The organism is Chitinophaga pendula, assembly GCF_020386615.1.
In the GTDB taxonomy this organism is placed as follows: domain Bacteria; phylum Bacteroidota; class Bacteroidia; order Chitinophagales; family Chitinophagaceae; genus Chitinophaga; species Chitinophaga pendula.
This window is the reverse complement of the sequence record NZ_CP077769.1, coordinates 7,536,368-7,559,142: the sequence shown is the minus strand read 5'-3', so window position 1 is coordinate 7,559,142 and position 22,775 is coordinate 7,536,368. Positions and strand designations below refer to the sequence as shown.

The 22,775-nt window shown below is 48.5% G+C and carries 22 protein-coding genes; 2 read left to right on the top strand and 20 right to left on the bottom strand.

Annotated features, from left to right (window positions below; all coding sequences use genetic code 11):
* Positions 1-4: 4 nt before the first annotated feature.
* The 15 genes from nuoL to KTO58_RS28565 all read right to left on the bottom strand — a co-directional run bounded on the left by nuoL (position 5) and on the right by KTO58_RS28565 (position 13,683).
* Positions 5-1,903, bottom strand: coding sequence for an NADH-quinone oxidoreductase subunit L (nuoL, locus tag KTO58_RS28635; protein WP_095836124.1), 1,899 nt, complete (start codon positions 1,901-1,903; stop codon positions 5-7).
* 77 nt (positions 1,904-1,980) lie between these two features.
* On the bottom strand, positions 1,981-2,298 hold the full coding sequence (nuoK, locus tag KTO58_RS28630) for an NADH-quinone oxidoreductase subunit NuoK (protein ID WP_095836125.1): 318 nt from the start codon (positions 2,296-2,298) through the stop codon (positions 1,981-1,983).
* 37 nt (positions 2,299-2,335) lie between these two features.
* Positions 2,336-2,827: an NADH-quinone oxidoreductase subunit J family protein gene (locus tag KTO58_RS28625; protein ID WP_095836126.1), complete on the bottom strand. Its 492-nt coding sequence runs from the start codon at positions 2,825-2,827 to the stop codon at positions 2,336-2,338.
* Positions 2,828-2,889: 62 nt separating this feature from the next.
* Positions 2,890-3,402 carry an NADH-quinone oxidoreductase subunit NuoI gene (gene nuoI / locus KTO58_RS28620; RefSeq protein ID WP_095836127.1) on the bottom strand — a complete coding sequence of 171 codons (513 nt, stop codon included), beginning with the start codon at positions 3,400-3,402 and terminating at the stop codon, positions 2,890-2,892.
* Positions 3,403-3,475: 73 nt separating this feature from the next.
* The gene (nuoH, locus tag KTO58_RS28615) at positions 3,476-4,522 is read right to left on the bottom strand and encodes an NADH-quinone oxidoreductase subunit NuoH (RefSeq protein ID WP_198315076.1); all 1,047 of its coding nucleotides are present in this window, start codon (positions 4,520-4,522) and stop codon (positions 3,476-3,478) included.
* 60 nt (positions 4,523-4,582) lie between these two features.
* Positions 4,583-5,671, bottom strand: a complete 1,089-nt coding sequence (locus KTO58_RS28610) for an NADH-quinone oxidoreductase subunit G (protein WP_095836128.1) — start codon at positions 5,669-5,671, stop codon at positions 4,583-4,585.
* 115 nt (positions 5,672-5,786) lie between these two features.
* Entirely contained in the window at positions 5,787-7,157 is a 1,371-nt protein-coding gene (nuoF, locus tag KTO58_RS28605) for an NADH-quinone oxidoreductase subunit NuoF (protein ID WP_225859973.1), read from the bottom strand.
* A 64-nt stretch (positions 7,158-7,221) separates the two neighbouring features.
* Complete coding sequence (locus KTO58_RS28600) at positions 7,222-7,410, bottom strand: hypothetical protein (protein WP_095836129.1); 189 nt, start codon at positions 7,408-7,410, stop codon at positions 7,222-7,224.
* A gap of 26 nt (positions 7,411-7,436) precedes the next feature.
* Entirely contained in the window at positions 7,437-7,928 is a 492-nt protein-coding gene (gene nuoE, locus KTO58_RS28595; protein WP_095836130.1) for an NADH-quinone oxidoreductase subunit NuoE, read from the bottom strand.
* Between the two features lie 74 nt (positions 7,929-8,002).
* On the bottom strand, positions 8,003-9,220 hold the full coding sequence (locus KTO58_RS28590) for an NADH-quinone oxidoreductase subunit D (RefSeq protein WP_225859972.1): 1,218 nt from the start codon (positions 9,218-9,220) through the stop codon (positions 8,003-8,005).
* Positions 9,221-9,246: 26 nt separating this feature from the next.
* Positions 9,247-9,750, bottom strand: coding sequence for an NADH-quinone oxidoreductase subunit C (locus KTO58_RS28585; RefSeq protein ID WP_095836131.1), 504 nt, complete (start codon positions 9,748-9,750; stop codon positions 9,247-9,249).
* A gap of 45 nt (positions 9,751-9,795) precedes the next feature.
* Positions 9,796-10,359 (bottom strand): NADH-quinone oxidoreductase subunit B, encoded by a 564-nt coding sequence (locus KTO58_RS28580; RefSeq protein ID WP_095836132.1) that lies wholly within the window; start codon positions 10,357-10,359, stop codon positions 9,796-9,798.
* Positions 10,360-10,445: 86 nt separating this feature from the next.
* A complete protein-coding gene (locus tag KTO58_RS28575; protein ID WP_095836133.1) occupies positions 10,446-10,841 on the bottom strand; it encodes an NADH-quinone oxidoreductase subunit A in 396 nt (131 codons plus the stop codon).
* A gap of 161 nt (positions 10,842-11,002) precedes the next feature.
* Positions 11,003-12,733, bottom strand: coding sequence for a tetratricopeptide repeat protein (locus tag KTO58_RS28570; RefSeq protein WP_157752688.1), 1,731 nt, complete (start codon positions 12,731-12,733; stop codon positions 11,003-11,005).
* Between the two features lie 35 nt (positions 12,734-12,768).
* Complete coding sequence (locus KTO58_RS28565; protein ID WP_095836135.1) at positions 12,769-13,683, bottom strand: PstS family phosphate ABC transporter substrate-binding protein; 915 nt, start codon at positions 13,681-13,683, stop codon at positions 12,769-12,771.
* 759 nt (positions 13,684-14,442) lie between these two features.
* Here KTO58_RS28565 and KTO58_RS28560 point away from each other — a divergent pair.
* A complete protein-coding gene (locus tag KTO58_RS28560; RefSeq protein ID WP_095836137.1) occupies positions 14,443-14,892 on the top strand; it encodes a low molecular weight protein-tyrosine-phosphatase in 450 nt (149 codons plus the stop codon).
* Positions 14,893-14,945: 53 nt separating this feature from the next.
* Positions 14,946-16,298: a histidine--tRNA ligase gene (gene hisS / locus KTO58_RS28555; RefSeq protein WP_095836138.1), complete on the top strand. Its 1,353-nt coding sequence runs from the start codon at positions 14,946-14,948 to the stop codon at positions 16,296-16,298.
* Positions 16,299-16,644: 346 nt separating this feature from the next.
* Here the strand turns inward: hisS and KTO58_RS28550 are convergent, their stop codons facing one another.
* The 5 genes from KTO58_RS28550 to KTO58_RS28530 form a co-directional block, all read right to left on the bottom strand.
* A complete protein-coding gene (locus KTO58_RS28550; RefSeq protein WP_095836139.1) occupies positions 16,645-18,648 on the bottom strand; it encodes a protein-disulfide reductase DsbD family protein in 2,004 nt (667 codons plus the stop codon).
* A gap of 115 nt (positions 18,649-18,763) precedes the next feature.
* Positions 18,764-19,219 (bottom strand): protein-disulfide reductase DsbD domain-containing protein, encoded by a 456-nt coding sequence (locus KTO58_RS28545; RefSeq protein ID WP_095836140.1) that lies wholly within the window; start codon positions 19,217-19,219, stop codon positions 18,764-18,766.
* 67 nt (positions 19,220-19,286) lie between these two features.
* Positions 19,287-19,979, bottom strand: coding sequence for a phosphoribosylformylglycinamidine synthase subunit PurQ (gene purQ, locus KTO58_RS28540; protein ID WP_095836141.1), 693 nt, complete (start codon positions 19,977-19,979; stop codon positions 19,287-19,289).
* A 246-nt stretch (positions 19,980-20,225) separates the two neighbouring features.
* A complete protein-coding gene (locus tag KTO58_RS28535; RefSeq protein ID WP_157752689.1) occupies positions 20,226-21,203 on the bottom strand; it encodes a hypothetical protein in 978 nt (325 codons plus the stop codon).
* Positions 21,204-21,241: 38 nt separating this feature from the next.
* On the bottom strand, positions 21,242-22,765 hold the full coding sequence (locus tag KTO58_RS28530; RefSeq protein WP_157752690.1) for a hypothetical protein: 1,524 nt from the start codon (positions 22,763-22,765) through the stop codon (positions 21,242-21,244).
* Positions 22,766-22,775 lie beyond the last annotated feature (10 nt).

The following is a 22,775-nucleotide window of genomic DNA, read 5'->3' as shown; positions in this document are numbered from 1 at the left end:
TCTTTTAGAACAACAACCCTATTATCAGCAACACGATCATACCCAATACCATGGCAAAAATGTAGAAACCTACCTGACCATTCTGCACTAGTCTTATCTGCTGGCTGCTCCATTGTACGCCGCGACCTACGCCATTCACCAGGCGGTCGATACCCGCACGCTCTATCACATCCTGGAAGAAGTTGGACAACAACATCAGCGGTTTTACAATGATCGCATCGTACAGCTCATCCACATACCATTTGTTCTCCAGTACCTTGGCCAGGCCAGTATTCTCCTTGCCATTGTCCTGGTAGTTGCTGAACTGCTTACGCGCCAGCAGGATGAAGATGATCACCAATGCGGTACTGATACCCATCAGCATCCATTCTGTGCTGTGGGAAAGGTGATGTTCGCTCACAAAAGGAGCAGAAGGGGCAAATACCGGCTCCAGGTAAGCAGCCAGCGCATGTTTCACCCCGAATACTTCCGGCAGACCTACATAACCACCGATCACAGAGAACACCGCCAGGATGATCAGCGGCAGCGTAATAGCCGCCGGGCTTTCATGCAGGTGATGCTCCTGTTCGTGCGTACCCCGGAACTTACCGGAGAAAGTGATGTAGTATAAGCGGAACATATAAAAAGCAGTCATCAGTGCACCAGCCAAAGCCAGTACATACATGATCTTGCTGGCGCCAAAAGCATGCGCCAGGATCTCATCTTTAGAGAAGAAACCAGACAGACCAGGGATACCCGCGATGGCCAGACAGCCTATCAGGAAGGTAAAGTTGGTCACCGGCATATATTTCTTCAATCCTCCCATCTTACGGATATCCTGCTCACCACCCATTGCGTGGATCACAGAACCGGAACCCAGGAACAACAACGCTTTGAAGAAAGCGTGTGTCATCACGTGAAATACCGCTGCGGTATAAGCACCTACTCCCAGCGCGAGGAACATATAACCGAGCTGGCTCACTGTAGAATAAGCCAGTACTTTTTTGATATCATTTTGTTTCAGCGCGATAGAAGCAGCCAGCAACGCCGTCGCCAAGCCAATCACCGCGATAAACGTCTGCACACAAGGTACCAGCGTATACAGGATATTACTGCGGGCAATCATATAGATACCAGCCGTTACCATCGTAGCCGCATGGATCAGGGCAGATACCGGAGTAGGACCCGCCATCGCATCCGGCAGCCAGGTGTACAACGGCAGCTGGGCAGATTTACCCATTGCACCTACAAAGAGCAATGCCGCAATCGCCATAATGGTCGTATTATTCATGCCCAGGCCCGCCGCTTTCTCAAATACTTCGGGGAAGGTGACACTGCCAAACTGTGCAATCATAAAGAAGATACCCAGCAGAAAACCCAGGTCACCGATACGGTTCATCACAAAGGCCTTCTTGGCTGCATTGGTATAGTTGTTATTCTTAAACCAGAAACCGATCAGCAGGTAAGAACAGAGACCTACGCCCTCCCATCCGATGAACATCATCACATAGTTGGCGCCCAGTACCAGTATCAGCATGGAGAAAACGAACAGGTTCAGGTACGCAAAGTAACGCGCAAAACCCTCTCTGCTCTCATCATGCATATAAGAAGTAGAGTAGATGTGGATCAGAGCACCTACACCGGTAATGATCAGCAGGAACAAAGCGCTCAGCTGGTCTACCTGGAAGGCAAAAGGTATCTGTAAAGTACCTACAGATATAAAGTCGAACAGGTGTACGGTCTGCGCCTGGAATCCCGGACGTAATACCTCCAGGAATATCAGCACGCTCACTACAAAGGCAGCCAATACTGCCCCGCTTCCAATAATGCCCGCTAAGGATTTGGATACAGATCTCCTTCCTATTCCATTAATCAGGAATCCTAATAATGGTAAAAATGGTACCAGCCAGACGAGATTAATCATTTATATACTTCGATTTACGACGATCAAATAATAACAGTACAAAGGACACCGGCAGGCATACATCCCGCCTGCATCATTTAATTCTTCAATCTGTTCAGGATATTAATATCTACAGAATGGGTGTTGCGATATACCATCACGATGATGGCCAGGCCTACTGCTACTTCAGCGGCTGCCACTACCATGATAAAGAATACAAAGATCTGTGCGGCAGCAGCGTCAATACGTCCGGCATCCGCCCACATTTTTGAAAAAGCCACCATCAGTAAGTTCACTGCATTCAGCATGAGCTCTATACACATGAAAATGATAATGGCATTCCTGCGCATTAACACGCCCATAACACCAATGCAGAACAGGGCAATGCTGAGGAAGATATAATATTGAACCGGCATAAAAGATTACGTTTCAGATTTGGAATGTATTTGCTCACTATTTCTTACCTATTACCACAGCACCTATCATCGCGCTGAGGAACAGGATACTGCTCACTTCAAAGGGAAGTACGTAGTGATTGAACAGCGTCTTACCCAAGTTCTGGATCAAACCGATATCAGTAGATCCGGACTGCAAACCAGGCATAGTAGCATCGCGCATTGCAGCTACCAGCACCACCAGTAAAGCACCTCCACTGATAGCGCCCGCATATTTCAACCAGTTACGTTTCTGGGGTTCTACTTCTGCATTGAGGTTCATCAGCATGATCACAAACAGGAACAATACCATGATGGCGCCCGCATATACAATAATATGTACCACTGCCAGGAACTGCGCATTCAGCATCACATAGTGAGCCGCTATGGTAAAGAAGGTGAGTATCAGGCACAATACGCTGCTTACAGGGTTCCTGGCCAATATCACACCCAATGCACATATCAGCGATATAGTGGATAACACCAGGAAAATAATTTGTTGTGGACTCATTCCCATCTCTGCTGTATTTGAACTATAATATTTTGATGTAGTAAAATGAATGTACAGGATCATTACGCCTTAGGCGCGGGCAATTGCTGCTCTGGTATCAACAGGTCATCTTTACCATAGATAAAGCCCTTACGCTGATAGTTGGAGGGAGCAAAGGTCTCCGTCAGATAGATCGCATCTTTAGGACAGGCCTCTTCACAGAAACCGCAGAATATACAACGCAGCATGTTGATCTCATACCTCGCCGCATATTTCTCTTCCCGGTACAGGTGCTCTTCTCCAGGTTTCCTTTCCGCCGCTTCCATCGTAATGGCTTCCGCCGGGCAGGATACCGCACACAATCCACAGGCAGTACAACGCTCCCGTCCTTCCTCATCACGGTTCAGGATATGCAATCCGCGGAACACCGGGCTGAATGGACGCGTTTGTTCCGGGTAGTTCACTGTCGCCTTACGCTGGAATATATGCTTGAACGTAATAAACATGCCTTTCAGGATAGCCGGCAGGTATATTCTCTCCCAAAATGTCAGCGGACTGCGGTCTACCGGTTTAGCTCTGTTTGTTAATGCTTGCATAATAAATGCTTTATGATCAAAAACTTCTGATTCTAACTAATATAATGCCTCCGGAGAGGTCTTTATTATCTGCTTATGCTCCTTGTCTCCACAATACCAACGCACCCGTTACCAGCATATTCACGATCGCCAGCGGGATCAGTACATTCCATCCCAGGCGCATCAGCTGATCGTAACGGAACCTCGGGATCGTCCACCGTACCCACATGAACAGGAACAGGAAGAATATGATCTTGAGGAACAGGGCGAAGAAGCCCAGCAGGGTTACAATGTTCTGGTCCAGCCCCAGGCTGTCCATGCCGGGGAAGCTGTAACCACCGAAATACAGGCTGGCCATCAGTGCAGAGCTAATGAACATGTTGATATACTCGGCAAACAGGTAGAAACCCAGTTTCATGGAAGAATACTCCAGGTGGTAACCACCATTCAGCTCATTCTCCGCTTCAGGAAGGTCAAACGGAGTACGGTTACACTCCGCAAAAGCACAGATCAGGAAGATCAGGAAACCCAGTGGCTGATATACCACGTTCCACCATCCATGACGTTGTTGCTCTACAATATCTTTCAGGCTCAGAGAACCGGTCAGCATCAATAACGCGATCAGCGACAATCCGAAGGCCAGCTCATAAGAGATGATCTGGGAAGCCGCACGGATAGCTGCCAGCAGGGAGAACTTGTTGTTGGAAGCCCAGCCACCCAGCATGATACCGTATACACCCAGGCTCACTACGCCGAATATATACAGTACGCCGATGTTGATATCCGCTACCTGCAGGGAAAAGGTATGGCCGCCAATGGTCAGCACATCCCCCCAGGGTATTACGGCACTGGTCATACAAGCTACCAGCATCGCCAGGGAAGGCCCCAGGATGAACAGGAATTTGTTAGAGAGATGCGGGATGATCTCCTCTTTGAAGAACAGTTTACCACCATCTGCCAGCGGCTGCAGCAGACCAATAGGACCGGCCCTGTTAGGTCCGCGACGATCCTGGATCCAGGCCGCCACTTTCCGCTCGCCCCAGGTAGAGTACATGGCTACCACCAGCGATAACGTCAGTACCCCGGAGATCAAGAGTATCTTCTCAATAATAAAAGCCCATTCAATTGCTAATAGCGTCATACGTTTATGTGTCTTTACACTTTACACTAACAAGTTCCAAAATGACCGGCGGGCCGGTACTTATTTCCTGATGTTGAAATCGTCCGAATGCGCAGGACCTTCAATCTTCGACAGGTCGATCTCCGGCCGGTTCACCTCACTCACCGTGTGAATATCCATCAGCAGTTTAGGCTGACGGCCATCCAGTACATCCGGCAGCGGATCTTTCGGTTTCACAGTATCTACATAGTGCCCCTGGGAGATCACACTATGACGGTCTATCTTACGCGGCCCTTCAATGGTCCAGTCTTTGGCTTCTTTCTTATCAAAGCGGCAGGTATTACAGATGAACTCCTCTACCTCCCCGTATTTGTCCTTACGGGCAGTCACCCGGTATACTTCATTACCACGCATCCACAATACGGTCTTACCACAGCACTTGTCGCAGTTACGGTGTGCATCTACCGGCTTTAGGAACCATACCCGGTTTTTGAAACGGAAGGTCTTGTCGGTCAGCGCACCTACCGGACATACGTCGATCACGTTACCGATAAAGTCGTTGTCCAGCGCTTTGTGTATATAAGTGCCGATCTCTGCTGCTTCCCCCCGGCCCAATACGCCATGCTCTCTTTTATTGGTAAGCTGATCGGCGGTAAATACGCAACGGTAGCACAGGATACAGCGTGTCATGTGCAGTTTTATCTGGTCCCCGATATCTACCTGCTCAAAGGTCCTTCTCTTGAACTCATAACGGGTACCATCAGCACCATGTTCATAACCCAGGTCCTGCAGGTGACACTCACCCGCCTGATCGCATACCGGGCAGTCCAGCGGATGGTTCAGCAGCAGGAACTCCACTACCCCCTTACGGGCATCGAGCACCTCCGGAGAGGTGATGTTACCTACTTCCATACCATCCATCACCGTGGTACGGCAGCTGGCTACCAGTTTAGGCATCGGCCGCGGATCAGCATCCGAACCTTTTGACACCTTCACCAGGCAGGTACGGCACTTACCACCGCTGCCCTGCAGTTTAGAGTAATAACACATAGCCGGAGGTACTACATCGCCACCGATCTTACGGGCGGCGTTGAGAATGGTCGTACCAGGCTCCACTTCCACGGTGATATTATCGATCTTGACCTTAAATAGTTTCTTTTCTTCAGCCATTGCTTTTGCTTAAGCCCCCGCTCCGCTCATCTGCAGCAGATACCTGGAGAAGGGATTGTTTATGATCGGCTGTGATGGACACAGCTGCTATACAGTTCCTTGATTGCCGTCCTCCTTACACTGCAGCCGGTGCCGGCTCCGGTTTAGGTAATGGATCGGCATAATGTGCCAGACCATAGTTACGACGCTGACTCTCTTCCGGGTGGTTCACATGCCACTCGAATTCATCCCTGAAGTGGCGGATAGCAGCCGCTACCGGCCAGGCAGCAGCATCACCCAGCGGACAGATGGTGTTACCCTCTATCTTACGCTGGATATCCCACAGCAGGTCTATATCACTCATCTTTCCTTTTCCGTTCTCAATGTTCATCAACACCCGCTTCATCCAGCCGGTACCTTCACGGCAAGGGCTACACTGTCCGCAGCTCTCGTGATGATAGAAACGTGCCAGCGAAAGAGTATGCCTTACTACACACTGGTCCTCATCCAGTACGATGAAACCACCGGAACCCATCATGGTACCGGAAGCAAAACCACCGTCGTTCAGACTCTCATAGGTCATCATACGGGGTTCCCCTTTCGCAGTGGTCAACAGCATGTTGGCCGGCAGGATAGGTACGGAAGAACCACCAGGGATACACGCTTTCAGGCGTTTGCCATTAGGGATACCACCACAGTATTCATCCGAAAAGATGAACTCCTCTACGGAAATGTTCATTTCGATCTCATAAACGCCGGGTTTGTTGATGTTACCACAAGCGGATATCAGTTTGGTACCGGTAGATTTGCCGGTGCCGTATTTCACATATTCGTCTCCTCCTATGTTGATAATGGGTACTACTGCCGCTAACGTCTCTACGTTGTTTACCACTGTAGGACATTCCCACAGCCCTTTGATCGCCGGGAATGGTGGTTTGATACGGGGATTACCACGTTTACCCTCCAGGGATTCTATCAGGGCCGTTTCCTCTCCACAGATATAAGCACCAGCACCACGCTGTACATAGATCTCCAGGTCATAACCGGTACCCAGGATGTTCTGTCCCAGCCAGCCATTCTTTTTCGCTTCTGCGATCGCCTCTTCCAGGATGTCCGGTATCCAGGCATATTCCCCACGGATATAAATGTAAGTACGGTGTGTGCCCAGCGCAAAACTGGAGATCAGCAAACCTTCTATTAACAGGTGAGGGAGGAACTCCATCAGGTAACGGTCTTTGAAAGTGCCCGGCTCTGATTCGTCGGCATTACACACCAGGTAGCGGGGTACGCCTTCCGGTTTAGCCAGGAAGCTCCATTTCATCCCACTGGGGAAGCCAGCGCCACCACGTCCGCGCAGTCCGCTCTTCTTCACTTCTTCTACCACCAGCTCAGGTGTCATGCTCTTCAGCGCTTTCTCCGCCGCTGCATATCCACCATGCTTACGGTATACATCATAGTACCGTATTCCCTCGATATGTGCCTTGTCTAATAGTAGTTTACGTCCCATTACTAAATTATATGGTCTGTGAGTGTACAACTGTCGCCAGCTGTACCAATTCTGCTAATTTCAATTACGCCTTACGTATCCTCCCCTGTGAGAAGCGCTCCCCGATACGGTACAACATCAGGCCTGCACCGGTGCCGCAAAGCAGGGAAGACAACCAGTTATCTGTACCCCATACTACGCTGAGCATAGCGAGCAACAGTATGATATCCAGTGCCAGTATACGGTAGCGATAGTAAAATGCCATGATACGCATGCGTTATCCTTATTTTATTGTGACAGTTAGTTGGCAGTAGCCCTGCATGCTGCAATGATCTCATCCACCTTTTGTGGTGTAAGATGCTCGCGGTAATGTTTGCCCAGCTGCATCATCGGTGCATAGCCGCAGGCGCCCAGGCACTCTACCGTCTTCAGCGTGAAAAGACCATCTGTGGTCGTCTCACCTACCCCGATATTCAACTGCTGTTTGATATAATCAATGATCTGGTCCGAGCCATTCAGCATACAAGGACCGGTCTGGCACACCTCAAACACGTATTTTCCTACGGGCTTCAGGTTGAACATGCTGTAAAAAGTAGCCACCTCGTACACCTCTATAGCGCTGATCTGTAACAACGAAGCCACATAATCCATTACTTCTGCACTCAGCCAGCCGTCAAACTCTTGCTGCGCCAGGTGCAACAGAGGTATCAATGCACTCTTCTGCTTCCCGTCCGGATAGCGTGCAATGATCTCTTTTACTTTATTCAGTTTCTCTTCAGAAAATTGAGCCATACTCTGATATGTGTTAGGTACTAGGTACCTGGTATTGATATTATGCTGTATGAATTGTGCAGCGATCGCCCCTGTTAGGCATCCAGCTCCCCTGCGATCAGGTTCAGACTACTCAGGCAGATGATTGCATCACTGAGCATCGCACCTTTCACCAGTTCAGGATAAGCCTGGTAGTAAATGAAACAAGGACGGCGGAAGTGCAGTCGGTAAGGGCTGCGGCCACCATCGCTGATCAGGTAGAACCCCAGCTCTCCGTTCGCCCCTTCCACTGCATGATACAGTTCACCAGGCAGGATATCGGATTCTCCCATTACAATTTTGAAGTGGTAGATCAATGCCTCCATCTTCGTATATACATCAGATTTATCAGGCAGGTAGTACGCAGGTACATCCGCATGGTAAACATCTGCAGGTTCGTTCTTCAGTTTCTCCAGCACCTGGCGGATGATGCTCAGGCTCTCCCACATTTCCGCGTTACGCACCATGAAACGGTCATAACAGTCGCCGGTAGAACCTACCGGTACAGAAAACTCAAACTCTTCATAAGAGCAATACGGATGTGCCACCCGCACATCGTAGTCCACGCCGGCAGCACGCAGGTTAGGCCCGGTAAAACCATAGCTCATCGCTCTTTCGGCGCTGATGCCACCTACTCCCTGGGTACGCTCCATGAAGATGCGGTTACGCGTCATCAGGGTCTCAAACTCTTTCAATGCTTTGGGATATTCTTCCAGGAAACGGTGCAGTTTCTCAAAAGCAGCAGGGGTGAAGTTGCGCTCAAATCCACCTACACGGCCGATATTGGTCGTCAAGCGGGAACCGCAGATCTCCTCATATATTTCATATACTAGTTCCCGGTACTTCATCAGGTAAAGGAAGCCGGTGAATGCGCCGGTATCCACTCCCATTACCCCGTTACAGATCAGGTGGTCGGTGATACGGGCCAGTTCCATAATGATGATACGCAGGTAATCTACCCGCTTAGGCACTTGTATGCCCAGCAGTTTCTCTACAGTCAGGTGCCATCCCAGGTTATTGATAGGTGCAGAACAGTAGTTCAGACGGTCCGTGAGCGGCGTGATCTGGTAATACGGTCTGCGCTCAGCGATCTTTTCAAAGGCACGGTGTATATACCCTACAGTAGATACAGTACTGACGATACGTTCCCCATCCATCTCCAGGATATTTTGAAACACCCCGTGGGTAGCCGGGTGCGTAGGACCCAGGTTCAGCGTCGTCGTTTGCCTTTCTATAGAGCCTTCCGGCAGTTGTATATTTTGCTGCTCTGACATAAGTCGTTGAATAATGATAGTTAAATTTACCGGCCGAACATCTCGTCGTCCTTGTCCACACGCAACGGATCTTCCAGCGGAAATTCCTTACGCATCGGGAAATAGGTCATTTCATCCACGTTGAGGATACGCTTCAGGTTAGGGTGGCCTACGAAGTCCACACCAAAGAAGTCGTATGTCTCCCGCTCCATCCAGTTGGCAGACTCATACAGGGCGGTGGCCGTAAATACCTGCGGCGCTGCCGTAGCGGTATATACTTTAAAACGCAAACGCACCCGGTCCTGGAAGTTGTACAGATGATATACCACCGCCAGCTCTTCGCCACTGCGATCCGGGTAATGTACCGCTGTCAGGTCCGTCAGAAAGCGAAAACGCAGCTCCTCGTCATCAAAAAGGAACTGCATCACTTTCAGGTTCAATTCTTTTGGCGCGATAAAGGACAGCACCCCAAACGATTCTTCAAAGCCAGAGACCTGGTCTCCAAACTTATCTGCCAATCGTTGTTTAATATGCTCGTTTGTCAAAGACATGTACGATGAAGGATTTTTGTTCTTGAATGCTTGCAGGTGAAGGAACTACTCAATGCCGTAAGAGGTCATCAGCTCCTTGTAACGGTCCGTATGACGGCGACGCAGACTCTCATTATGTACCAGTTGCTGGATGTTCATAAAGCCGTCTATGATCGCTTCCGGACGAGGAGGACAACCCGGTACATACACATCCACCGGGATCACCTGGTCAATACCCTGCAATACAGAGTAAGTATCGAAAATACCTCCACTGGATGCACAGGCACCTACTGCCATCACCCAACGAGGCTCGGCCATCTGCAGGTACACCTGCCGCAATACAGGCCCCATCTTCTTGGCAATAGTCCCCATTACCATCAACAGGTCGCACTGACGCGGCGTAAATGCCATACGTTCGGCACCAAACCTCGCCATGTCATAATTGGAAGCCATCGTAGCCATAAACTCGATCCCACAACAGGAGGTCGCAAAAGGCAAAGGCCAGATAGAGTTCTTACGCGCCAGACCTATCACCCTGTCGAATGAAGTGGCAAAAAAACCCTCTCCGGAATATCCTTCCGGTATCTCCACCGTTTTCACCTTGGTATTATACTGAACCGGACGAGCCATTGGATTTCAGATTTAATAGATTTAGAATTTTAATTGCAGCTGCCTGTAACGCAGCAAAAACCGGGTCAACCCTACCCTACTACACCTTAATCTTCCCATTTAAGCGCTCCCTTCTTATAGATATAGAAGAAACCACCCAAAAAGAACGCAACGAACATGACCATCGCCATGAAACCATCCCATCCCAACTCCCGGAAATTGACCGCATACGGATAGAAGAAGATTACCTCCACATCAAATAAAACGAACAAAATGGCAGTCAGGAAATATTTGATAGCAACAGGTTGGCGAGCGTTCCCTTTCTGTTCAATACCGCTCTCAAAGTTGATCAACTTGTCGTTGGTCTTACGTTTCGGCCCCAAAAAATGGGTACCGATCATCGTAATGGCTACAAACCCCAGTGCAGCGATTAACTGCAATACAATAGGAAAATAACTGAATGGAGTATTAGTTGCTGACAATAATTCAGTGACTGTATACATAAGCTTCCCGATAAAAACGTTCTCCGAATTCGCAAAAATACTGCAACTAAAGCCAAAATACAAATCTGCGAAGGTTTAAAATATTATCTTTTTTCACCAATCACCAATAAAAAAACCCCCTGCCAGGCAGGGGGTTTCCTCAGTTTATCAAATTCGTGTATTTATTTCTTGTTCTGACCCTGGGTAGTCTTACCGGCAGGGGCCTTGGAAGCAGCTTTATTAGAACTGTTCATATTCTCCTGAATCTGCTTCGCAGTAGGATCGTTCGGATTCGCACTCAACACTTTGTCCATCCAGATCTTCATATTTTCTTTATCATCCTTGTTGTAGTAGTAGATCATCAGGTACTGATAAGGATAGACCAGCTGCGCTGGCTTCATCTTAGACTCACCCCCTACTTCAAAGAATTTCTGATATACCGGCTGCGCCAAACCTTGTTTCGCATCAGCATCTTTCGCCATCAGCGCACGGCCTTTCCAATACAGACCCAACGCTTCCTGCTGGGGATATTTCTGGATAAAGGCATCAAAAGTGGCACTGGCAGAATCCTGCAGCTGCGCATAGTACTCCATAGTACCTTTCCAGAAGAAATCCTGGATCTTACCGGCATTCTGCTCATCGCTGAAATCACGGGTCAGACGGCCATACCATTCAGCAGAACGTTTGTAGTCACGCAGTCCTTTGAAAGACTCCGCTACAGTACGGTATCTGTCTGCATCTTTGGATGTATCCGCCGTAGCATATTTCTCCAGGTACAAAGAAGCCAGTGAATCATTCACCGCCGCCTGAACACTATCCTGTACTTTTACCCGACCGTAGATCTCACTCAGCAGTTTGTAATCCAAAGGACCCAGTTTGCTGTCGCCTACGCTCTTTACATACTCGTCCATTACCTGCTTAGCTTGCAGGGAATCACCTTTCTGCAGGTAAGAGTCGCCGATCAGCAGGGTCAGCTTATCTTTATAAACTTCATTTGCCTGCTGGATGATGGTTTTAGCTTTGTTGATAGCACCATCGTAATCTTTCTTCAGGAAAGAGATAGAAGCCAGGTAGTACTCATTCTTCAGTTTGTCGTTCGGGTCAGCTACCTCGATATATTTCTGCAGGTATTGCGCTGCATTCTCCAGAGAGAACTGGTTCTTTTTAGGTGTGATGTAGAACTGGTACAGCTCCAGGTAAGCAGGACCATATTTAGGGTCCATATTGGTCGCTTTGCTCCAGTCAGCTACTGCCTGTTCCAGCAGTTTAGCATTGTAGTTCACCAGACCTTGTTTCATTACCGCTTCTGCATTGTTAGCATCTACTTCCAATGCTTTCTCATAAGTGGAAATGGCTTTACCACCATTTTCACCACCCAGGGAGCGGTAAGCGTCGCCCAGTTCGATATAGTCAGCAGCAGTAGCTGTGTATTGTTCTTTTTTCTTGCGGCCTTCATTGTTAAGCAGTCGCTCCATGATGCTGGCTGCATATCCGCGGTCGCCACCTTTTACCTCAGTATTAGCGTCTGCGATAGCACGAGCTACGTCACCGTTACGGCCACCAGTAGCACCGTTAGATGCTTCAAATTTTTGCTTGGCTGCAGCAGCATTACCACTCAGTAGATCGATACGTCCCATACCTGCCTGCAGCAGCGGAGAGTTTGGAACTGCTTGCAATCCTTTCTGGAAAGCGGCAGCAGCACCGTTTTGATTTTCCAATCCCAGCTCAGCTAACCCCAGATAGTAATATCCTCTGTCATCAGTAGGCTTAGCAGCTATCGCTTTTTCTAAATTCTGCTTGGCTGACTGATATTTACCGTAATAAAGGTCCTTCAATCCATCCTCAACAGATTGGGCCATGACGCCATTCGCGACGCACAGCATTGCAACAATTAAACTTTTCCGTCTGTTCATGAGCAATCTGGTTTTAGTTTTAGTTGTGTTAATGATTATTTGATGTTTGCTTCCCTGAACACCACATTCAGTCTGGCTGGGAAGAGCCTGAATTTACTGATCACTAATTGCCCTTCATAACTGCCTAAGAAAGTGGCAAATCCCGTGCCTAACCCATGGTATGGCTCCTTCAGGCCAAAGTAGAATCCTCTCTTCAAAGGATAAGATCCCAAAGCGATATATGCCTGATAAGGCTTCACAAAATCAGACCCATTATCCGCTCTCACCTTCACTACATTCACCCGGTTGGTGAATGCCATCGTCGTCGAATCATTCGGATCTGATATCCAACTTACCCCAATAACACCTATCGCATCTTTATTCTTTGATACATAGTCTACTACCTCTTCGTTGGTCTTAGCCGCCATCGCATCCTTCGGTAAAGGCTTACCTGCATTGATCGAATCACGGATAAAACGTACGGTACTCGAATGCTGATTATCAAACACCACCTGCCACTTACGCCCTTCTGCCGTACCGTCCATGATCTTCCGCACCTGGTCCATCGTAAGGATAGAATCCGCATTAGCCCTGTTCGTAATTAAGGCTACCGCATCCCACGCTAACAATAAACTCTGTGGAGCAATCTTGATCTCTTTAAAGTAATTCTTCTCCTGCTCGTTGAAGTCGCGCGTTACGATCACCAGCCTGGCACTGTCGTTCAAAAGGTCTTTGAAACATTCAGATTCAGGCTTGTAAGATGCAACAATATGCGTTTTGGGATACAACGATTGGAATACTTTGATCTCTGATTCTATGAGCGGCTTATAGGTCTCGTCGACAGAAATTTTTATGGTCCCATTAGTGGCCGTATCCTCCATCCCCTTAGGCTGATCGCTGTTGCATGATATCAGAAGGGTAGCCGCCAGGGCGATCATTCCCCCTATCTGTTTCTTAAGTGTGCAAAACATAGTTATCCGGTGTGTTATCCCCTGTTAAAAAATAAATGTTTAATACCCCTGTACACACGAAATAAACCATATACTATCAGCACCGCACCAAAGATGTTCATCACGAGTGGAGAAACCTGAAACTCACCAATACCGAGCTTCTCCGCTAAAAAAGCAAAAAGTCCAAAGAGCAAAAAGATAATCCCTCTTATCAATTCCCCTAATGGCCGGTATGCGGCCTGAATACGTCTGTTACTTGAATTGTCCTGATGCATTGGCATGTTAGCAAGTTACAATTATACAAAAAATATATTTCTAATCTAGCAAACCGCCCTGCCTGAAAATGTTAAAATCTTTCCCACAGAACGGCTTAAACTCCCTGTTAACAGGCATCTGGAGACAATTTTAATTTTTGAACAACCTAACATTCAGTAGGTTACCGACTATATATACACCCCAGATGACTTTTACTATGTTAAAGGAGTGTTAAGGATTTCCAGTCTTCTAATAGCATATGTTCTTCTTTGTATAAAAGATGGCATTTGTGCCAACATTCCATAACAGTTTATTCCACATTTCTCACCGCCTATCTACTTACAATTATCGCACCTACCCTCCTTACCTTTCCCTCCCCCTATACCGACTATCTACCCGCTCCCTCCTCCACGTCCAGCCGCCTCATTACACTTTTCCCTCAAAATCTTGTAGGTTTGCGGTGATTTTTAAGACCGTTAGTCCCCTTCCGGAGGGAACACACAGCTGATCCGGAAACCGCTCATTATGAAGATATTAATGGTCTGCCTGGGCAACATTTGCCGCTCACCACTGGCAGAAGGCATCATGAGACACCTCGCACAACAAAACGGGCTGGACTGGGAAATAGACTCCGCCGGCACCGGCGACTGGCATGTAGGCGATCCGCCCGATCACAGAGCTATCAAAGTAGGCCATCGCCATGGGGTGGATATTGCCCACCTGCGGGGCAGACAATTCACAGCCGATGACTTCGACCACTTCGACGCCATCTTCACCATGGACCTCAATAACTACCGCGATGTCATCCGCAAAGCCCGCAACGAAGCCGACCGCAATAAAGTCGCTATGCTGCGCGATAACCAACAGCCGGTACCCGATCCCTGGTTCGACGACGCCCTCTTCGAACCCGTGTACGACATGATCCTGCACTCCTGCGAACAGCAATTGCAACAATTGCTGCAACACAAAGGATAACAGCGCAAACCGGCATAAACCTTCTTATTTCATACTAATCACTGCAATAATAAATGATCAAACCTTCCATTCCCAAAGGTACCCGCGACTTCGGCCCCGCCGTAGTAAGAAAACGCAATTATATCTTCCAGGCCATCCGGGAAACATTCGAATGCTTCGGATTCCAGCCACTGGAAACCCCCACCATGGAAAATCTCTCCACCCTCACCGGCAAATACGGTGAGGAAGGCGATCAACTGATATTTAAGATCCTCAATAACGGCGAGATACTGGAAGAGGCACAGAAGGCCCAGAACAGCAAAGAACTGGCCCACCTCCTCTGTGAAAAAGCATTACGCTACGACCTCACCATCCCATTCGCCCGCTACGTAGTCATGAACCAGCACGAACTGGCCCTGCCGTTCAAACGCTACCAAATGCAACCCGTATGGCGCGCCGACAGACCACAACGGGGCCGCTACCGCGAATTCTACCAGTGCGATGCCGACGTCGTAGGCAGCAACTCCCTACTCAATGAAGTAGAACTCCTGCTTATATACGATAGCGTATTTACCAAACTAGGCATGCAGGGCTACGAACTGAGAGTCAACAATCGCAAGATACTGAGCGGACTGGCAGAAGTCATCGGCCGCCCCGACCTGCTCACCGACATCACCGTAGCCATCGACAAACTCGATAAGATCGGCCTCGATGGCGTACACAAAGAACTGAGCACCCGCGGCCTCTCCGACGAACATATCCAGTCCATCACCCGCTTCCTCGATATCAACGGCAGCAACGACGAAAAACTGCAACAGCTGCAAAGCCTGCTGGCCGCCTCCGAAACCGGCCTCAAAGGCATTGCCGAACTGTCATATGTCCTCAACTCCGGTATGGCCACCTTCCACACCACCCCCATCATCGATGTCACCCTCGCCCGTGGCCTCAACTACTACACCGGCATGATCGTAGAAGTGAAAGCCCCGGCTACCGTAAAAATGGGCAGCATCGGCGGTGGCGGTCGCTATGACGACCTCACCGGCTTGTTCGGCCTACCCGGCATCTCCGGCGTAGGCATCTCCTTCGGCGTAGACCGTATCTACGACGTACTGGAAGATCTCCAGCTATTCCCCGAAGCCACCCAGCAATCCACCAAAATACTGTTCTTCCACCTGAGCGAAGCAGCAGGCAAAGCCGCTTTCCAACTGGTCATGCAGCTCCGCCAGCAAGGCATCGCCGCAGAACTGTTCCACGAAGTCACCAAGCTGGATAAACAGATGAAATATGCCAACAAACGGGGTATCCCCTACGTAGGCATCATCGCCGAAAGCGAACTGCAAGACAATATGGTCAGTATCAAAAACATGCAGACCGGCGAACAACAAAAGATCGCCATGAACGCACTGGACAGCTTTACCTTTGCATAATCCTCCCCTCAAAAGGGCCTAAAATACCGAAAGGCTGACCGCTATGGTCAGCCTTTCCTATATCATTCCTATAACATTCCTGTATCATTCGTATAGTCATCCTATAAGCTACCCCTATCCAATCTTATACAAAACCTATACAATGACTATACCCCGGGTATACCTCCGCTATAGAATGCCTATACCATGACTATAGGTTGCTTATACAACGCTTATACAATAACTATAGGATGCTTATACAACCCCATTGTAATTAACTAATTACCATTGGATTATGTTGCGCTGAAAATAAGACGGCCGGTATACACACGTATACCGGCCGTCGCTTGTATGCAGGAATAACTTATTATTTTCCTCTCTTGGCAAATGCTGCCTTGGCTTGCTCCAGGTACTGGATGAAAGCATTCACATCCTCCCTCGGGTCATATCCGTATCCTTTATTCACCAGCGGCTTACCGTTAGTGTCCACCGGGATGTAATACGGCTGCGAGTTACGGTTGAAGGTAGATGCCTGGAAATCCAGGTTCTGCTGACCGATATTTTTGATCTTGGAACCATCGAACGTAGACACATACTGCTCATTATCCGGCAGTGCCGTCTTATCATCCGTATACAGGGATGCTACCACGAAGTCATTACGTAAGATCTTCATCACACCAGGATCAGATAATACGGACTTTTCAAACTTACGGCAGTTCGTACAGGAGTGACCGGTAAAGTCGATCATCAACGGCTTGTTGGCCGCCTTTGCCGCTTCTACCGCCTCTTTATAGTCGAAGAACACATTCTCTACACCTGGTATTTCAGAGTGCAGGATATCAGTGTACTTTTTAGCGCGTACTACCTGGCCTTTATCACCTGTACTGACTCCTCCATCCAGGGCCGCTTCCAGGTTGGTCAGGGAGCGGTGCAGGTTAAAGTCCTGGGAGCCCTCATGCGGCAGAAATCCGCTAATCCCCTTCAAGGGAGCGCCCCATAGCCCGGGTACCATATATACCGTAAAAGTGAGCGCCACAATAGCAAAACACAAACGGGTCACCGAAATATACGGCACATCGCTGTCGTGGCTGAATTTAAGCTTACCCAGCAGGTAGAAGCCTGTCAATGCGAACAGCACGATCCACAGGGCCAGGAACACATCGCGGTTCAGCAGGTTCCAGTGATACGCCATATCCACATTGGAAAGGAACTTCAATGCCAGTGCCAGCTCCAGGAAACCCAGGGTTACCTTCACCGCATTCAGCCAGCCACCGGATTTACCGATCTTGTTCAGCCAGCTGGGGAACAAGGCAAACAGCGAGAACGGAATAGCCAATGCCAGCGAAAAGCCAAACATGCCCACCAGCGGACCAGAGTTACCTCCCTTAGCCGCTAATACCAGCAAATTACCAATGATAGGACCAGTGCAGGAGAAAGATACGATGGCCAATGTCAGCGCCATAAAGAAAATACCGGTCAGGCTGCTCATCCCCGCCTGAGAATCACTCTTACTGGCCCAGGAGCTGGGCAGACTGATCTCAAAAGCACCCAGGAAAGAAAACCCGAACAATATGAAAATGATAAAAAAGATCATATTGGCAATACCATTACTCGCCAGGTTATTCAGCGCGCTGGCGCCGAATATCTTGGTGATGGCAAAACCAAGTAAAGTGTAGATGATAATGATAGACAAGGAATAGGTAAAAGCATTCCGTATACCCTCCGCCCTTGTCTTACTCCGCTTGGTAAAAAAACCTACCGTAATCGGGATCATGGAGAATACACAAGGGGTGATCAATGCCAGGAAGCCACCGCCGAAACAGGCCAGGAAGATCCAGATCAATGATTTATTGGAAGCATCGTCTTCTGCGACCGGTTCAGTGGTAGCTACTGCGCCGGTAGGCGGTTGGGTAGCTGCCTCATTGGCCACAACAGGCTTCAGGTCAAATTTGTGCTCTTCCGGATTCACTTCCTCTCCTTTCTGAACCATAGAGGTGATGGTGCCCGCAATGCTAGTCACCGATTTGGCAGCCTTCACCGTCACCTGCAACTCGACACTTGTCGTGAAGAACTTCACGTTGATATTGTCAAACAGCGGCTCCTTGCGGGTCTGCAACTGCCCTTCTTCCTTGATACCGGTGATCTGGAGTTGGTTACCGCCAGTGCTGTCCAGGACAACGCGGGTATTCGGTTCATCATCTCCCATGGTAGTGGAGTACAGGGACCATCCCGGTTGAACGGTGCCCTTGAAATGTAATATATAGATGCCTTCTCCTTGCTGAGTGATGCTGTTCTCCCACTTCACCACTTCCTGCGCCCGTAAACCGGTCGCCGCCAGCAGGAACATCATAAAGGCCAGTAAATGCTTCATAAATGTAATGGACTTTAGAGACTATAGACAGGTGAATATAAGAAACGAGTTCCGTGGAGGAACTCGTCTCAATGATGTATATGTACTAATGTAAATGTACGGGATGGTATAGCACTTATTTTCCTCCTACTGCTATCGCAAACTCCACCTCTTTCGGCGGCAGACACTGATGGTCATCGCACACCATATACTCCACCGCCCCTTTTACTTTGGTCGCTGCCTTTCCTTTAACGGTTACTTTCTGAATGAAGCTCACCTGGTTCTCAAAGTATTTGAGCTCAGAGTCAAAGTTCTTGTCGAAAGACTTCTGCAGTTTGCCCTGCTCCTGAGGTTTACCGCTTACTGCCACCAGCGGGTTCTTGGCAAACTTAAAGGTAGTAGGTACCGGCCCCTCCCCTGCTTCCTGGGCATACAGGTGCCAGCCCCCATCAATAGTGGCTGTCATGTGCAGTTCGTAGGTGTTGGCATTGATCTTTTTGGAAGTAAAACTCCATTTCACTGGATTCTCAATCTGCGCGCTGGCTAGTACCGGCAACGCAAAGAAGAGTAGTGCAGTTAACAGTTGTTTCATGTGTTGATTTTTTATTAAATGGTTGGTTGGTAAAATACTAAATGCACTTCCGGCACCATTTATTATATTAATTATTGCTGATCAGGCTTTGGAAGATCAGCTGCCCGTCGCGATTGCCAAGTGCCAGGCTGGTAGCGCGCTCAGGATGCGGCATCATGCCAAATACATTTCTGTTCTTATTGCAGATACCGGCTATATTACGGATAGCGCCATTCGGATTAGCACTATCTACATAGTTACCAAATTCATCGCAGTAGCGGAATAACACCTGGTTGTTGACAAACAGCTCATCCAGGGTAGCCTCATCTGCATGGTAGCGACCCTCACCATGTGCTACCGGGATCATCAACGGACGGCCGGTTACATCCTTGGTAATGGAGGTGCTGGTGTTTTCGCTCTTCAGGTAGATATTCTTACATACAAACTGCTGGTTCTCATTTCTTAACAGCGCTCCCGGTAGCAGGCCCGCTTCGCAGAGGATCTGGAAACCATTACAGATACCGATAACACGGCCACCTTTATTCGCGAATTCGATCACACTCTGCATCATCGGGCTAAAACGTGCAATAGCACCGCAACGCAGGTAATCCCCATAAGAAAAGCCCCCGGGCAGCAAAATGCAATCCTCTGTAGAGAACATGCTCAGGTCTTTATCTTTATGCCAGAGTTCAATCACTTCCTGACCCAGGTCATGACGTAAAGAATCTATCATATCCTGATCACAGTTAGAACCGGGGAAGGTGACAACGCCAAATTTCATTCGTATATATTTTTGAATAATAATAATCTGCTAATCAATACTTTCCGAAGGAATTTTCCGCACGTGTCTGGCGGATACGAAACTACCGGAAAAACTGCAAAATTAGTTAGCCGCCTGCACATTTCCATAGCCGTTCATCCCGTTTTAACAAAATGTTGGTTGTCAACAAAATACAAATACCAATCTCCGTATGATCCCACCTGGATCACCCCGGTACCAACTAACAGGCAGACTAATGGGAAAATACTAGCTAAAGTATTGCATCACAATAACATAGGCCAGCAATATAAAATGGATGACATTGGCCATCGTTTCATTGGTAATGTTCCAGAACACATTGCCGGCAAAAAGCGAAAGCGGCAGTATAGCCAATAACCAGTAATCTGGTGAGAAATGAAAGGTAAAGAAAGGGATCAGCATTCCCACAAACACATACACGATCAATACCGCCCAGGTCTTACGCCCCTGGATCAGCATCTTCTTCAGGCTGCGTTGCAGCAGTAACCAGCCAATTATAAAGAACAGTACGCTGGCAACGATCGCCCCCCAGGCTTTATAATCCCTGATGATCGGCAGCTCCAATCCCACTTTGGGAATATGGGTGATCAGGGTCCATTGATCCGTAAGGAACAGGTAAGTACTGAGCAGGTATATGGGGCAGATCAGGCCCAACAAGGCAATGATCCACTCCGCCAGCCGGAAGGACCGCATGATGAGCAGACTAAGTAATAAGAGCAGACAGAAGATAGTGGCCGGAAAATACAACAAACCGCATACCCCCATAGCAAAACCAATATTAAATACCACGTCCCTGGCGGAAGTACGGGTGTACAGCTCTGTCACGCTGTTGATCACCCACAGCATGATCAGGTTGACCAGCAACGCCGGGGAAAACACGTTCCAGCCATGCCACAGGGAAGTGAATAGCAGGTAACTCATCGCCGGCAAATAGGTCGGCTTGGAGAATAACCGGTGATTGTTGACAATACGGGTGAGTAACAAAGACTGTAACAGCAGCAGTAACACCGCAAGCGCCGTATACAGCACAGGGCTGTTGCCGGTAAAAGACTTCAGCCATTTTATCAGCAGCTCATACAGCAGCCCCTGCGACACCTCATCTACAGGAGGAGATGGGTGTAACAGGTAAAAAGACTTAACCAGTAAAGTATATATTAACAGCAGCAATACCGTTAATGGATTGCCGGAGCGAAAAAATCGTATCACAGTGCAAAGGTGTAATTTTTTTGTAAATAGTCCACCTCCTAGAAGTCGATCTTTCCGAAGCAGATATAATTACGGTAGATACAAGGTATCAATACCGATCTGCCACTGATCTGTTTACCATACCGCGGCATCCAGGTGAACCCTTTATCCAGGTTACGTAAAGTAGGCAGGCGGCTGATCTTACCGTCCGGCGCAATGGCATTGTCCACGATCATATAGTTCCGGCGATCCAGCTCGTTATACAGGAAACGCAGTTCGCTGCCTACATTCACCGTCATGTAAGACAGGTAAAGGTCGGCCCCGTCGTCGTACTGGCTCTTGGGAATGAAATTATTCCATTGCAGGTCGCCCTGCCCATCGAAGGACAGGATAGCAATATTATCGTAATGATACCTGTTGCCCTGGCTGTTATTCCAGCCCCAGGGGTTGTAATACCAGGGGGAGTAAGGAGAATAAGAATACGGGGAATAATAACCGCCATAAGGACCACCACCATACATATAGTTCCAGCGGTTCCAGGGCTGGTAACGGGAAGTCGTATAGAAGGCTTCTGCCGTGAGGATAAAGCCACCATCCTTGGTATTGATGATCTTCCTGACGAAATAGTCGTTGAAGGCCGCCGCCGTAGAAGATTCCCCTTTTGCATTGGCTTTTACCTCGTTGCTGAATACCGCCGTCTTTTCATAGAGCACGCTCTTGTTGCGCAGGTCATATTTCGAGAGATACAGACCTTCTACGTTCCCCCGTTTCTGCTTATAGTAGAAGGCGGTGATCAGGGCACGATCGGTACTGTTGTCCAGTTTAAGTTTCAGTTCGTCCAGCAGGCGGCTCTCCAGTTTGAGCGGGGTGACATCAAAAGTATCGGTCACCACCCTTTTTATGATCAGGCTACCATTGACGATATAGTCGCGGTTGCTAGTACGCTCCAGTTTGGTAAACAGCAGGTCGCCGGTATTACTGAGCGTAAAATTGCTCAGGAAGGTACGTTTCTCCATGGGTAATGACAGCCGGCTGTTGTTCATGAACGTAAAAGTACTGTCGTAGAGGTAAGTATAGAATACGTTGTTATCTTCCCTATCCTGGTTGATCTTGTAGATCATGATCTTGCTCTTATCCTCGGAATACTCCATAGAGTATACTTTGTTTTCCTTGGTATAATTGCCGATGCGGGTAGAGTCGATCATCACCGGTTCTCCTTCGAAGTGTCCGTCACCGTTCATACGGGCGCAGAAGCTGAATACCGCATCTTTATGCTGGAACTGGTATATCATAAATACCTTGTTCGGGTAGGCGATAAAGTCTACGCTGATCATCTTTTTAGGCGGGAAATCCACCTTCACCCGTTCTTTCAGCTGCATGGCATTATCGTACACGGAAATAGCATAATCACCCCGGTTGCTTTTATATACCAGGATATTACCGGATACCCTGCCAATGATCTCAAATTCAGTGCTCTTGTAATCGTCCCGTTCCGGCTCTGAGTACACAATCTTTTGAGCCATCAATGAACTACTCCCGAAAAGCAGGCAGACAATCAGACAAAAACGATATAGGACGTGCATTGGTATGATG